Raw genomic sequence first — 13,299 nt, forward strand, 5'->3', positions numbered from 1 at the left:
CTTACTAAAGGAAACAGCCATGGAGCAGATAGGCATCCTCGAGGGAAGGGAAAAACAGATCTTCGAAAAGAAGGATGGCGGTCAGGCGTTCGATATTTCGTGCGAAACCACCAGCCTTTCAGGATCCGTCAGCCAGCGAGCCTGCGTCTTCTGCGGCTCGAGGGTGGTGCTTTATCCGGTGGCCGACGCGCTTCACCTCGTCCACGGTCCCATCGGATGCGCTGCCTACACCTGGGACATCAGGGGAGCCGTTTCATCGGGCCCCGAACTCCACCGCCTCAGTTTCTCCACAGACCTCCGCGAGATGGACGTCATCTACGGCGGCGAGAAAAAACTTTACGCATCGCTGATAGAGCTGATTGAAAAGTTCAGCCCGAAAGCGGCATTCATCTATTCAACCTGCATCATCGGACTGATCGGCGACGACATAGACGCCGTCTGCCGCAAAGTCGCAAAAGAGACGGGCATCCCCGTCCTGCCGGTCCATTCGGAAGGATTCAAGGGCACGAAAAAAGACGGCTACAAAGCCGCCTGCACCGCCCTCATGAAACTGGTCGGAACCGGCCCCATAGAGGACATCAGTCCATACAGCATCAATATCCTCGGCGAGTTCAACCTCGCCGGAGAAGCCTGGATCATCAGAAAATATTACGAAGAGATGGGCATAGAGGTCGTCTCCACCATGACCGGCGACGGCAGGGTCGGAGCGGTCAGACGCGCTCACGGCGCAACCCTCAACGTAGTACAGTGCTCCGGCTCCATGACGAGCCTTGCAAAGGACATGGAGGTCAAATACGGCATTCCCTACATCAGGGTCTCCTACTTCGGCATTGAAGACATGTCCGCAGCCCTGTACGACGTGGCGAAACATTTCCCGGACCGGCCGGAGATCATGGAAAAAGCCAAGGAGATCGTCAGCCGGGAAGTAAGGGAACTCTATCCCCAGCTCCAGAAGTTCAAGGCGGCGCTCACCGGCAAGAAAGCAGCCATCTACGTCGGCGGTGCATTCAAGACCTTTTCGCTCATCAAGGCGCTGCGTTCGGTCGGCATGTCGGTGGTACTCGCCGGTTCGCAGACCGGCAACAAGGAAGACTACCTCGCCCTTAAAGAAATGTGCGACGAGGGAACGGTCATCGTCGACGACTCGAACCCCGTCGAACTCTCGAAGTTCATTCTCGAAAAAGAGGCCGACCTGCTTATCGGCGGCGTCAAAGAGCGCCCGATCGCCTTCAAGCTCGGCGTCGGGTTCTGCGACCACAACCACGAACGCAAGATTCCGCTCGCAGGCTTCGAAGGTATGTACAATTTCATCCTGGAGGTCTACCAGTCGGTCATGAGCCCGGTATGGCAGTTCGCTCCGCGCAAAGGAGGTTCACTGTGAAACACGCTAAAACAGCAACCCAGAACGCCTGCAAGCTCTGCAACCCCCTCGGCGCGTGCCTCGCGTTCAGGGGCATTGAAAAATGCGTCCCCTTCCTGCACGGATCCCAGGGATGCGCAACCTATATCCGGCGGTACCTCATCAGCCATTACAAGGAGCCGATCGACATCGCCTCGTCGAACTTCAACGAAGAGACGGCCGTGTTCGGCGGCAGCCACAATCTGAAGCTCGGGCTGAAGAACGTGACCCAACAGTACATGCCGGAAGTCATCGGCATCGCCACAACCTGCCTCTCGGAAACCATCGGCGACGATGTGAAGGGAATCCTGCGCGAGTATATGAAAGAGTCCATATCGAGAACCGGAGAACCGATCCTTATCCACGCATCAACGCCGAGCTATCAGGGCAGCCATATCGACGGCTTCCATGCCGCCGTGCGGGCCGCAGTGGAAACACTCGCTGAAAAGGGCGCACCGCACAACCTCGTAAACCTTTTCCCGAACATGGTATCGCCGGCCGACCTCCGCTATCTGCAGGAGATCCTCGACGACTTCAACCTCCCATCGATGATCCTGCCGGACTACTCGAAAACGCTGGACGGAGGCCCGTGGGCAGAATACCACAGGATACCGCCGGGAGGCACTCCTGCTGCCGCAATCGCCACATCGGGCAGCGCTATCGGCAGCATCGAGTTCGGATCTACCCTCGAAGCCGCGAAGTCGGCGGCAGGATGGCTCGAATCGAAATTCGGGGTTCCGCGTTACCACCTCCCCCTTCCGATCGGCATCAGGGAGAGCGACCGGTTCTTCGGGCTTCTTGAAGCCATCAGCCAGAAACCCCGACCGGAAAAATACGACGACGAACGCCGCCGCCTGGTGGATGCCTACTCCGATGGGCACAAATACGTGTTCGACAAAACGGCGATTGTTTACGGCGAAGAGGACCTTGTCATCTCAATGACCGCATTCCTTCAGGAAATCGGCATCCGTCCGGTGCTCTGTGCATCCGGAGGCAAGAGCGGCCTCATGCGTAAAAAGCTTGAAGCTCTCGTTCCGGACCTGGATGGAGAAGGCATCAAGGTGCGCGACGGGGTCGACTTCGCCGACATCGAAGATGAGGCGGCCCTGCTCCGACCAGACTTCCTCATCGGAAACAGCAAAGGGTACACCATGTCGCGCAAAAGCGGTATTCCGCTTATTCGCATCGGCTTCCCCATCCACGACCGGTTCGGTGGACAGCGCCATCACCATCTTGGATACCGCGGTACCCTGGAACTCTTCGACCGGATTGTCAACACCGTGATCGAGACACGACAGGATGATTCTGAAATCGGATACACTTACATGTAAAAGGGAGGAACACCACATGCAGCTCAAACTTGAAAACCACCCATGCTTCAACGACTCCGCCCGACATAAGTTCGGCCGGATACACCTCCCTGTCGCGCCGAAATGCAACATCCAGTGCAATTACTGCAACAGGAAGTTCGACTGCATGAACGAAAACAGGCCGGGCGTCTCGAGCAGGCTGCTCTCTCCCGGACAGGCCCTGCACTACCTGAAGCAGGCCGTTCTGCTCTCACCGAACATTTCGGTGGTCGGCATAGCAGGTCCCGGCGATCCCTTCGCCAACTCCGAGGAAACCATGGAGACGCTCCGTCTGGTCCGTAAAGAGTTCCCTGAGATGCTGCTCTGCGTCGCGACCAACGGACTCAACCTCATGCCATTCATCCCCGAGCTCAAGGAGCTTGAGGTGAGTCACGTCACCATCACCATCAACGCCATAGACCCGGCCATCGGCGCTGAAATCTATGCCTGGGTCCGCCATGAAAAAAAGATGCATCGCGACCTTGAGGCCGCAGAACTCCTTATCGGCAACCAGCTTGCCGCCCTCAGTGCACTGAAAGCCGCCGGCATCACCGCCAAGGTCAACACCATCATCGTCCCCGGCGTCAATGACAAGCATGTGCTCGCCGTAGCTGAAAAGGTCTCGGAACTCGGGGCAGACATCCTCAACTGCCTTCCCTACTACAACACGAAGGAGACCGTCTTCGAAAATATTGAGGAACCTCCGGCCGAAATGGTGGCCGAAATCCAGAAAGCCACGAGTGCGTTCCTCCCGCAGATGAAGCACTGCGCCCGCTGCCGTGCAGACGCGGTCGGCATCATCGGAGAAATGAACAGTGAAGCCATGACCGAAAAGCTCCACGAGGCCGCCAGACTGCCGAAAAACCCTTCAGAGACCCGGCCCTACCTTGCCGTTACAAGCCTCGAAGGAGTCCTCGTCAACCAGCATCTCGGAGACGCCGACCGCTTCCTTGTCTACGGCATGGACCCCGCCACAGGCATCTGCTCGCTCATCGACTCCCGCCCTGCGCCCAAACCGGGCGGAGGACAACACCGTTGGGAAGCCGTGGCCGACCTTATCGGTGACTGTCGAGCCCTGCTCTGCAGCAGTGCAGGGGACTCGCCGACAAAGGTGCTGAACACCAAGGGAATAGAAGTCATGGTGCTCGAAGGAGTGATTGAAGACGCCGTCACAGGCCTCTTCAAGGGCGAAGACATCCGGCACATGACCCGTAACAGCAGAAAGCACGCCTGCAGCGGAACGGGAGGAGGCTGCGGCTGAGAGCCGCCTCGCCCGGATGTATGGCTTCGGCACAAAGGAAAAGCAGAGAAACGTCAACCCCAAACACCAAACAGGACACCGCAATGGACAAACCCAAACACCACATTTTCGTCTGCGCAAGCTTCCGCGCCCAGGGAGCTCCACAGGGCATCTGCCACAAAAAAGAGTCACTCAGCCTGATTCCCTATTTCGAGAGCGAGCTGGCCGACCGCGGCATGACGGACGTGGCCGTGTCCGCCACCGCATGCCTCAACCTCTGCGAGAAGGGCCCGATTGTCGTCATCTACCCTGAAAACTTCTGGTATGGAGAAGTCGACAGTGAAGATAAGGTCGATGAAATTCTCGATGCGCTTGAAGAGGGCGAAGCGTGCGAAGCGCACATCATCCACTGATTATTATTGCCTGCGCTGTCTTTTCATGATGGAAAGACAGCATTTTTCCCAACATTCGTTATATTCCGTAAAACATAACGCTCGAAGACGGATAAGAAAGAGAAGAGCGCCGACGGCCGGTGCCATCCGTTATAACCAGAAACACACAACGAACGCCCCGATGAAACCACTCACGATACTCCTCGTCGGAAGCGCGCTGCTTGCGCCCGCACATGAGTCCGCACAGGCCGCCGATAGCGGTTCGACAGGCAGGGAGCTGTACCGGCGCCACTGCAGCAGCTGCCATTCCATGACGCCTCCCCCCGAAACCGCGCCGCCGATTGTCGGACTCGCGCACTTCTACCACAAGGCGTTCGACTCCAGGGAGGCCGGCGTCAGCCATATCATGGACTTCATCACCCACCCCGAACCAGCGAAGTCGAAGCTCCGCGCCCCGGCTATCCCGAGGTTCGGGCTGATGCCGCAGGTCGAGCTCACGAAGGAGGAGCTCAGGACCGTCTCGGAATGGCTATGGGACAGCTACGATCAGGCCTTCGTCCCGCCGGACTGCCCTGAATGAGCGGCGGGGCCTTTTTTTTCGGCCACCGTTATCACCTGAACAACACAACGAAACCAACCGCACAACACCTATGAAAAAGACCACCACCCCCATAGCCCTCACATGCATGGCGTTTCTGCTCGCAGCAACGGCCCAAGCCGCTGAAACACCGCCAGACAGCACACTTCTCCGCTTTACCTCCGAGGAAATCACCGTTTCAGGCCAGAAGGGAGACATCCTGCAGCAGGTCACCGGTAGCGAATCGGCCGTACTGAACCCCTCGCAGATGTCCGTCTACAAGGTCATCAACATGATGCCATCCCTCAGCCAGCAGAGCGTCGACCCATACGGGCTTGCCGACATATCCAACTACCATGAATCATTCAAGTTCCGTGGAGTTGAGGCAACGGCAGGCGGCGTTCCATCCACAACCGCCAATGTGGAAGGGCTTCCCCTCACCGGCAGGCCTGGGGGCGGAGCAACCATCTACGATCTTGAGAACATGCAGAACATCACCATCTACAGCGGAGTCATGCCGGCCAGCAAGGGGCTTGGCCTTGCCAATGTAGGAGGCAAAATCGACATGGAAATCAAGCGTCCGGCTGACGAGTTCGGCGTTGATGTAAAGCAGAGCGTAGGCAGCAACAATTTCGGGCGCACCTATCTGAGAATCGATACGGGTGAGCTCGGCGGCGGATTCAAGGCTTTTGGATCAGCTTCAACGAGTTACGCTGAAAAATGGAAAGGGGATGGGGCAAGCAACCGCAACAACATGATGCTGGGCTTCAGCGAAACCTTCAGCGACCGGGTGAAGCTTGAAGCGTTCCTTACCTACAGCAAAGGATTGATCCATCCCTACCGCTCACTCAGCTATGCCGAAATCTCGGACCTCGACACTGCCTACAGCAAAGACTTCAGCACCAATCCTGCAGACCCTTTTTATTACGACTACAACAAGAACGAGTTCGAGGACTGGATGGTGATGGCGAATCTGGAAATCAAAACCGGAGACAGCTCGAAACTGAACATCAAACCCTACTACTGGAGCGACAAGGGGTACTACATGGAAACCATAACCCCAACACCGGGAACAAACCTCGTCCGAGAGTGGGACATCGAGCATGACCTTAAAGGGGTACTCGCTGAATATTCAACAAAACTCGGTGATGTTGATCTTGATTTTGGATACCTATACCACACTCAAGAACGGCCGGGACCTCCCTCCTCATGGAAGAACTACACCGTATCCACCGCAGGGGACCTTGTATTCAAAAACTGGTCTATCCTCTCGAACACCTCCACCCACGAACTGCACGAACCCTTCATTGAGGCAAAGTACAGCACAGGGAACTATCGTATTGAGGGCGGGCTGAAGTATGTCAACTACACCCTCCCCTCAATCATAACCTACACAACAACCGACATCTTAGATGTCAGCTACGATGAGGCTCTCGCCTCGAACCCGTCAATAGACGCGTCAAGAAGCGCAACAGCAACAAAAACCTTCAGCCGCGTCTTTCCAAACCTAACGCTGACGAGGCTCATCAATGATGATACATCGATTCACCTCGCCTACGGAGAGAACTATGTCACCCATGTCGACATCTATCCCTACTTCATCTCCAACGCCACAAGTTTCATAGACAACGGCATCACCTTCCAGGAGCTCTGGGACGCCCGCGAAATGGAAACAGCGCAGAACTTCGAGCTTGGCATGAGAATGAAGGGCACCAACTGGAGCCTCGCCCCGACCATCTATTATGCCATCCACAACCACAAGCAGGCGGTGCTCTACGACCCGGCGCTTGATGCAACATACCCGATGAATAACGCCGACGCCAAGGGATACGGCGTCGAACTTGAAGCAGACTACAAGCCCTCCCGCGACCTGAAATGTTACGGTTCATTCTCATGGAACCGCTTCTACTTCGACCAGGCCATCGCGTCTGATGCCAGCGGCAACCCGACGATTGACGTAAAGGGTGACCAGGTTCCTGATGCACCGGAATTCATGGCCAAGGGAATGCTCAGCTACAGGATTGGAGACTTCACCATTTCTCCAATCGTCCGATACAGCTCAACCCGTTACGGGGATGTGCTGCACAACGAAAAAATTGATGGCGCTACGGTCTGCGACCTGGACCTCACCTGGTCGCGACCGATGCTCGGGTTCAAAAATGTCGACTGTTCGCTTTCCCTCATCAACGTGTTCGACAAACAGTACGTCAGCATGATCAGCACGTCCGACTATAAAACGATGAAGACATCCTACCAACCCGGAGCGCCTTTCACCCTCATGGCGACACTTGCCCTCCACTACTAAAGTTTCTCCGCAGTGCATGTTCTTTCTTCTTTACACCTTCCCGGCGTTTCTCCGGCGCCGGGTTAATATTGCTGAACTCAAACGGAACAAAGCCATGAGCTCAAACTGATACCGTCAAAAAAAGGCGAACGGTACAATGCTAGTGAATGCGGGTCTCTTTGGCCTATATTGAGGTGATGTATAAAGAAGCAATAACCTCTCGATGGAACAGAACCCCGCAATCCTATGGCAAAATGCATGCGTGACGAAATCGGAATTGAAGGCGACATCTGGTTCCAGAAAGACCAGAACCGGTTCCTCGGCGGCGACAGGATCGCCCTTCTGGATAAAATCCAGGAACTCGGATCCATCAACAGCGCAGCCAAAGCGGTCGGCATCAGCTACAAAACCGCATGGCACCTCGTCAATATGATGAACAACCTTTCCGAAAAGCCTTTGGTGGAGAGAACCGCCGGGGGCAAGGGCGGAGGCGGCACCATTCTCACCCGTGAGGGGAAAAAAGTGCTCGAACAGTTCCGGGTGGTGCAGGAAGAACACCGCAAATACCTCCACAATCTGGAACAGCGACTCGGCAACACGACACAGCTCCATCAATTCCTAAAAATGATCTCAATGAAAATCAGTGCACGCAATGTCTTTTCCGGCACCGTCGAACAGATCGTACTCGGTGCCGTCAACGCCGAAGTGGTCATTCTGCTCTCCGGCGGAGCCCGCATCACGTCAATCATCACCAACGGTGCAGTGAAGAATCTCGCGCTCAAGGAGGGCATGAGCGCATACGCCATCATCAAAGCCAGCTCCATCATCATCGGCCAGGACCTTCACCAGGCACACCTAAGCACCCGAAACCTGATGTGCGGAACCATCTCAAAACTGATTGAGGGCCCGGTCAGCACCGAAGTCGATGTGGAAATAGGAGGCGGCAACGTCATCTCGGCCATCATCACCCACGGAAGTTCAGAAAAACTCGGACTCAGAGAGGGTGGTCACGCCTGTGCGGCCTTCAAGGCATCAAGCGTCATCCTCGGCGTCAACTGAGGCCGGATCTGCCTTTTTTACCCTGTACTGAAGCCTCCCTCATCCGGGGGCTTCAGCGGTTTCTGTTGGCTTCCACCGAAAGAAGGAATATCTTGTCTCCTCATCACCAACACTGAGGAAAGAGGAAACACGACCGATTGAGCCTTACCGAGCAGAACATCTCCCAGCTTGAAGACCGTTTTCAACGCCGGATCACCTACGCACGCATAGCCCTCACGCGCCTATGCAACCTCCGCTGTTCATACTGCATGCGGGAGGAGCATGAGAGCGGAACTGCTGCAGCAATGATGAGCTTCAGTGAAGTGAAGGCCATCATCCGGGCCCTCGCGGCAGTGGGGGTAAAGAAAGTGCGCCTTACCGGAGGCGAGCCGCTGCTTCGCCACGATATTGCCGACATCGTCCTCATGGCGAAGCAGACTCCCGGAATTGAAAAGGTAACACTCACCACAAACGGCCTCCTGCTCGACCGCCACCTCGACCGGCTGCTTGAGGCGGGCATCGACGCCATCAACATCAGCATCGACTCCCTGCAGCCTGAGCGATATCAGGCAATCACCCGCCGGGATGAATTTGCAAGGGTAAAATCCAACCTCGACCGGCTGATCGGCATAGGATCTGTACCCGTTAAAGTCAATGTAGTAATGCTTCGCGGCATCAATGACGACGAGCTGCCGGCCTTCATCGAGCTGACCCGGCTCAATCCAGTCACAGTCCGCTTCATGGAGCTTCAGCCGTTCGACGACCACCAGATCTGGCGTACGGGGAAGTTTCTCGGCATGGATAAAATCCGCCAGCAGCTCTTCAGCCTCTATCCGGAAATGGAAGAGCTTCAGGGATCGGGAACCCAGTATTTCAGTTTCCGGCTACCGAACCACAAAGGATCCACCGCAATCATCCCTGCCTATACACGGAACTTCTGCAACCGCTGCAACCGCATACGCATTACTGCCGGAGGCACGGCCATGAGCTGTCTGTACGAAAAGGAGGGGGTGGACCTCCTGCAGGCCCTGAGAAATGAAGCAGGAACGGATGAATCCCGAAATGAAGCACTCATGCATTGCTTGAGAGAGTGCATTCTCCACAAGCCCGAAGACGGCAGGAAGGTCAAGGATGCCGGCAGTTCAGCCGGCACGAGCATGTCGGAAATCGGAGGGTAGGGGGGGGTTACACTCCCGAAGAGGAACTGATGCTCATGCCGGGAGCAACCCTACCACCTTCCAGAACCCTCGAGAAAATCCCCTCTTTCGGCATGATGCACTCCCCTGTCGCCACCTGTATGGGGCAGCCGCCGTTGTGGCATTCCTTACCGATCTGAGTGATTTCCAGCACCACCCCGCCCTCCACCATGAGCCGGTCGCCGACAGCGAGAGCACAGAGATCGATTCCGCGTGTCACGATGTTCTCGGCAAACATTCCGTGGCTGAGTTCCGGCATTTTCTTACGCATCCTGTCCACACTCTCACCGGCAAGCAGTGAAACCTGACGATGCCAGTCACCGGCATGTGCATCATCCTCTATTCCCCAGTCTTTCCTGAACTCGGCCCCCTCGACTGGTGACTTCAACTCGCCCTTTTCCCTGCTGACGCAGACCGCCTCGATATGTCCCATATTCACGTGTACCCGTTACAGTTTTTTTGCTCTGAGGCACCCTTCCCGTCAGCGGCCCCACATGCAGTAGAACTGAAAATACACACAAAGTTTTTTGGAAAACATGAAAAATTATATTAACAATTGTTAAACCTAAACAGAAAAATGGCCCAGACCGAACAACAACAGGGCATCCCGATGCCCATCGTCACCCTGAACCGCGCCATCCTGCTGTCTGGCGTCATTCTTGCCGGCGCATTACAGCAGCCGCTCATTACCACAGCACTCTTCTTCATCATCCTGCCGGCGGTGCTGCTGGGCAAAAAGGCCAGCCCGGTCTTTATCCTCGGCACCATGCTCTTCGGCAATGGACGGGAGGGGAAACATACCGAGAGCCCGAAACTCATGCGCTTCAACAATGCCATTGCCGCCCTGCTTCTCGGCATGGCGCAGCTCGCATTCCTCTTTGGCCAGCCAGTAGCTGGCTGGGCGCTCTCTGCCATTGTCGCAGGAGCCGCAGCCATGGCCCTCGGCGGGTTCTGCTTCGGATGCGTCATTTTTTACCGTTTCAATCTTGAACGACACCGCCTGCTCTCCAGAATCCCAACAATTAAGAGGTAACCGATGCATTCAGCCACCAGCCATTTTGAAACTCTCGCCCTGCACGCCGGCCAGTCAGTTGACAAAACCCTTTCAAGAGGCGTTCCCGTTTACAGAACGAACGCCTACCTTTTCAGGAACACAGAGCATGCAGCGAACCTGTTCGCACTCAAGGAACTGGGCAACATCTACACCCGCCTGATGAACCCGACCACCGACGCCCTTGAAACGCGGATCACACAACTTGAAGGCGGTGCTGCCTCCGTTGCGCTGTCATCGGGAACGGCGGCCATTTTCAACACCATCATCACCCTTGCCGAAGCAGGCGACAACATCGTCGCATCGCGTAACCTGTACGGGGGCACCTATACGCAGTTCGATGCAATCCTGCCGAAACTCGGCATCGACGTCATCTTTGTCGACCCCTCAAACCCTGAAGAGATACAGAGCGCCATCAACCCGAAAACGAGAGCCGTCTATATAGAAACCATCAGCAACCCGACCCTCGACTACACCGACATCCGGGCCGCAGCAGCGGTCGCCCATGAAAACGGCTTGCCGCTGGTGGTCGACGCCACATTCACCACCCCGTTCCTCCTCCGCTCGATTGAGCTGGGTGCCGACATCGTCATCAACTCCCTCTCAAAGTGGATTGGAGGACACGGAACGGCAATCGGCGGCAGCGTCACCGATGCCGGCCGCTTCGACTGGGCACAGGGAAAGCATCCCCTCTTCACCGAGCCCGACAGCAATTACCACGGAATCCATTGGGCCCGGGACCTTCCTGAAGAACTTGCCCCAATAGCCTTCGCCCTCCGGCTCCGCACCGTCCCCCTCCGCAACCTCGGAGCCTGCATTTCGCCCGACAACTCCTGGATTTTCCTCCAGGGGCTTGAAACACTGCACGTACGCATGGAGCGCCACTCAGAAAATGCCATGCACATCGCAGAGCATCTCCTACGCCACCCGAAGGTTTCCTGGATCCGCTATCCGGGGCTGCAACAGGACCCTTCCCATAAGACCGCATCAAGGGATCTGAAGAAGGGGTTCGGGGGTATGGTGGTCTTCGGCCCGAAGGGCGGCTTCGAGGCGGCAGTCAGGATCATCGACACCATCAGGATCTTTTCACATGTGGCCAATGTTGGTGACGCAAAAAGCCTTATCCTCCATCCCGCAAGCACCTCGCATAGCCAGCTCTCCGAGGTACAGCTGCGGCGCGGCGGGATTTCGCAGGACCTCATCCGGCTCTCCATCGGGCTCGAACACCGGGATGACCTCACCCGGGCGCTGGATGAAGTGCTGGAAAAATGCTGAAGAGGACCGCATCGTGAAGGAGGCGGTCGGATTATTGCAGAATCTCACTACCTTGTAAAAAAAGATCACACGATGCACTTCGAAACCCTCGCCATACATGACGCTCAGGCACCCGACCCCCATACCGGCTCGGTCACGGTACCCGTCTACCAGACATCAACCTTCGCCCGCAGCGGACTGGAATACGATGGAGGATTTGTCTATTCCAGAATTGGCAACCCCACCCGCCAGGCGCTTGAGGCAACCCTCGCCCTCCTCGATAACGGCCGGTATGGACTGGCGTTTGCCTCGGGAGCGGCAGCAACCATGGCGGCGCTCCATGTCCTGAAGCCAGGGGACCACGTCGTCTCGGGTATCGATATCTACGGCGGCACCTACCGCATCTTCAAGGAGCTCCTCGCCCCGATGGGCATAACCACGTCCTATGCCGGAGGCAGTACTACAGAGAGCTACGTCGAGGCTGTCCGACCCGAAACAAAGCTGATCTGGGTGGAGAGCCCGAGCAACCCTCTCATGCGCATTGCCGACATCAGGGCACTTGCTGCGTTCTCAAAAGAGCGAGGCATCATCCTGGCCGTCGACAGCACCTTTGCAAGTCCCTACTTCCTGCGCCCCCTGGACCTCGGGGCGGACATGGTCATCCATAGCACCACGAAATACCTCGGAGGGCACAGCGACATCATCGGCGGAGCCGTCATCATGAACGACGACGCACTCCACCAGAGCGTCAAAACATATCAGGCAGCAGCCGGAGCAGTTCCCGCACCCTGGGACTGCTGGCTTGTCATGCGCGGCCTGAAAACCCTCAAGGTCCGCATGAAAGAACACGAGGCTAATGCCATGCACCTCGCCCGGTTCCTTGAAAGCCATCCCGCAGTGGCAAAGGTGCTCTACCCCGGTCTTCCGTCCCATCCCCAGCATGAACTCGCAAAAAGCCAGATGCAGGGCTTTGGGGGCATGCTGACCATAGAACTCAAAGGGGGCATGGAGGCAGTCGGGAAACTTATTTCCGGTCTTAAACTGTTCATACTTGCAGACAGTCTCGGTGGCGTCGAGTCTCTCATCGCATCACCGGCAAAAATGACCCTCTGGGCACTATCAGTAGAAGAACGCAGGGCACGGGAGTGCACGGAAGGTCTGGTCCGGCTCTCCATAGGCCTTGAAAACAAAGAGGACCTCGAAAAGGACCTCAAGGCTGCCCTCAAGGGATGCATCTGAGCCGGCAGGCATGAATATCAAGACGAAAGAAATCGTGAAGAAACCACCTAAATGCTTACTATTGAACTGAACGGAAAACCCGAGCCCGTAGTCGAAGGATCAACGGTGGCTGACATGCTCGCCATCCTTGGAACCGACGGCCGAACCGTGGCGACGGTAGTCAACGAGCACATTGTCCGCCCTCCCGAACGAACGACCGCTGTCCTCCAGGATGGAGACAGGGTGGAAATTCTGGTATTTGCCGGAGGCGGATGAACATAAGCAAGAATGAAACAGCAGT

The 13,299-nt window shown here is 56.3% G+C and carries 13 protein-coding genes; 12 read left to right on the forward strand and 1 reads right to left on the reverse strand.

Annotation, left to right across the window (positions count from 1 at the left end; translation table 11 throughout):
- The first annotated feature begins 19 nt into the window (after positions 1-19).
- The 8 genes from nifE to moaA all read left to right on the forward strand — a co-directional run bounded on the left by nifE (position 20) and on the right by moaA (position 9,457).
- Positions 20-1,381, forward strand: a complete 1,362-nt coding sequence (gene nifE / locus A3K90_RS06935; protein ID WP_303681852.1) for a nitrogenase iron-molybdenum cofactor biosynthesis protein NifE — start codon at positions 20-22, stop codon at positions 1,379-1,381.
- Complete coding sequence (locus tag A3K90_RS06940) at positions 1,378-2,730, forward strand: nitrogenase component 1 (protein ID WP_303681853.1); 1,353 nt, start codon at positions 1,378-1,380, stop codon at positions 2,728-2,730. The genes nifE and A3K90_RS06940 overlap by 4 nt, the downstream gene beginning before the upstream one ends.
- 16 nt (positions 2,731-2,746) lie before the next feature.
- Entirely contained in the window at positions 2,747-4,009 is a 1,263-nt protein-coding gene (locus tag A3K90_RS06945; protein ID WP_303681854.1) for a radical SAM protein, read from the forward strand.
- An 83-nt stretch (positions 4,010-4,092) separates the two neighbouring features.
- Positions 4,093-4,401: a ferredoxin gene (locus A3K90_RS06950; RefSeq protein ID WP_303681855.1), complete on the forward strand. Its 309-nt coding sequence runs from the start codon at positions 4,093-4,095 to the stop codon at positions 4,399-4,401.
- A 160-nt stretch (positions 4,402-4,561) separates the two neighbouring features.
- Entirely contained in the window at positions 4,562-4,960 is a 399-nt protein-coding gene (locus A3K90_RS06955; protein WP_303681856.1) for a c-type cytochrome, read from the forward strand.
- Between the two features lie 70 nt (positions 4,961-5,030).
- The gene (locus A3K90_RS06960) at positions 5,031-7,262 is read left to right on the forward strand and encodes a TonB-dependent receptor (protein WP_303681857.1); all 2,232 of its coding nucleotides are present in this window, start codon (positions 5,031-5,033) and stop codon (positions 7,260-7,262) included.
- A gap of 225 nt (positions 7,263-7,487) precedes the next feature.
- Complete coding sequence (locus tag A3K90_RS06965) at positions 7,488-8,300, forward strand: TOBE domain-containing protein (RefSeq protein WP_303681858.1); 813 nt, start codon at positions 7,488-7,490, stop codon at positions 8,298-8,300.
- Between the two features lie 137 nt (positions 8,301-8,437).
- Complete coding sequence (gene moaA, locus A3K90_RS06970) at positions 8,438-9,457, forward strand: GTP 3',8-cyclase MoaA (protein ID WP_303681859.1); 1,020 nt, start codon at positions 8,438-8,440, stop codon at positions 9,455-9,457.
- A gap of 7 nt (positions 9,458-9,464) precedes the next feature.
- Here moaA and A3K90_RS06975 read toward each other — a convergent pair whose 3' ends face one another.
- The gene (locus A3K90_RS06975) at positions 9,465-9,908 is read right to left on the reverse strand and encodes an MOSC domain-containing protein (RefSeq protein ID WP_303681860.1); all 444 of its coding nucleotides are present in this window, start codon (positions 9,906-9,908) and stop codon (positions 9,465-9,467) included.
- Positions 9,909-10,052: 144 nt separating this feature from the next.
- Between A3K90_RS06975 and A3K90_RS06980 the strand changes: the two genes are divergently transcribed.
- The 4 genes from A3K90_RS06980 to thiS all read left to right on the forward strand — a co-directional run bounded on the left by A3K90_RS06980 (position 10,053) and on the right by thiS (position 13,274).
- Positions 10,053-10,508, forward strand: coding sequence for a DUF4395 family protein (locus A3K90_RS06980; protein ID WP_303681861.1), 456 nt, complete (start codon positions 10,053-10,055; stop codon positions 10,506-10,508).
- A gap of 3 nt (positions 10,509-10,511) precedes the next feature.
- Positions 10,512-11,801, forward strand: a complete 1,290-nt coding sequence (locus tag A3K90_RS06985; RefSeq protein ID WP_303681862.1) for an O-acetylhomoserine aminocarboxypropyltransferase/cysteine synthase family protein — start codon at positions 10,512-10,514, stop codon at positions 11,799-11,801.
- A gap of 72 nt (positions 11,802-11,873) precedes the next feature.
- Positions 11,874-13,019 (forward strand): PLP-dependent aspartate aminotransferase family protein, encoded by a 1,146-nt coding sequence (locus tag A3K90_RS06990; RefSeq protein ID WP_303681863.1) that lies wholly within the window; start codon positions 11,874-11,876, stop codon positions 13,017-13,019.
- 51 nt (positions 13,020-13,070) lie between these two features.
- A complete protein-coding gene (gene thiS / locus A3K90_RS06995) occupies positions 13,071-13,274 on the forward strand; it encodes a sulfur carrier protein ThiS (RefSeq protein WP_303681864.1) in 204 nt (67 codons plus the stop codon).
- The last annotated feature ends 25 nt before the right edge of the window (positions 13,275-13,299 follow it).

The sequence above is a fragment of the Pelodictyon luteolum genome, assembly GCF_001622165.1.
GTDB classification, from domain to species: domain Bacteria; phylum Bacteroidota; class Chlorobiia; order Chlorobiales; family Chlorobiaceae; genus Chlorobium; species Chlorobium luteolum_B.

Excerpts from the sequence above, each read along its gene's own strand:
- A3K90_RS06945 (WP_303681854.1), top strand. The coding sequence starts at position 2,747 with ATGCAGCTCAAACTTGAAAACCACCCATGCTTCAACGACTCCGCCCGA.
- A3K90_RS06990 (WP_303681863.1), top strand. The coding sequence starts at position 11,874 with ATGCACTTCGAAACCCTCGCCATACATGACGCTCAGGCACCCGACCCC.
- A3K90_RS06985 (WP_303681862.1), top strand. The coding sequence starts at position 10,512 with ATGCATTCAGCCACCAGCCATTTTGAAACTCTCGCCCTGCACGCCGGC.
- A3K90_RS06950 (WP_303681855.1), top strand. The coding sequence starts at position 4,093 with ATGGACAAACCCAAACACCACATTTTCGTCTGCGCAAGCTTCCGCGCC.
- A3K90_RS06960 (WP_303681857.1), top strand. The coding sequence starts at position 5,031 with ATGAAAAAGACCACCACCCCCATAGCCCTCACATGCATGGCGTTTCTG.
- A3K90_RS06955 (WP_303681856.1), top strand. The coding sequence starts at position 4,562 with ATGAAACCACTCACGATACTCCTCGTCGGAAGCGCGCTGCTTGCGCCC.
- A3K90_RS06975 (WP_303681860.1), bottom strand. The coding sequence starts at position 9,908 with ATGGGACATATCGAGGCGGTCTGCGTCAGCAGGGAAAAGGGCGAGTTG.
- A3K90_RS06980 (WP_303681861.1), top strand. The coding sequence starts at position 10,053 with ATGGCCCAGACCGAACAACAACAGGGCATCCCGATGCCCATCGTCACC.
- nifE (WP_303681852.1), top strand. The coding sequence starts at position 20 with ATGGAGCAGATAGGCATCCTCGAGGGAAGGGAAAAACAGATCTTCGAA.
- A3K90_RS06965 (WP_303681858.1), top strand. The coding sequence starts at position 7,488 with ATGGCAAAATGCATGCGTGACGAAATCGGAATTGAAGGCGACATCTGG.
- thiS (WP_303681864.1), top strand. The coding sequence starts at position 13,071 with ATGCTTACTATTGAACTGAACGGAAAACCCGAGCCCGTAGTCGAAGGA.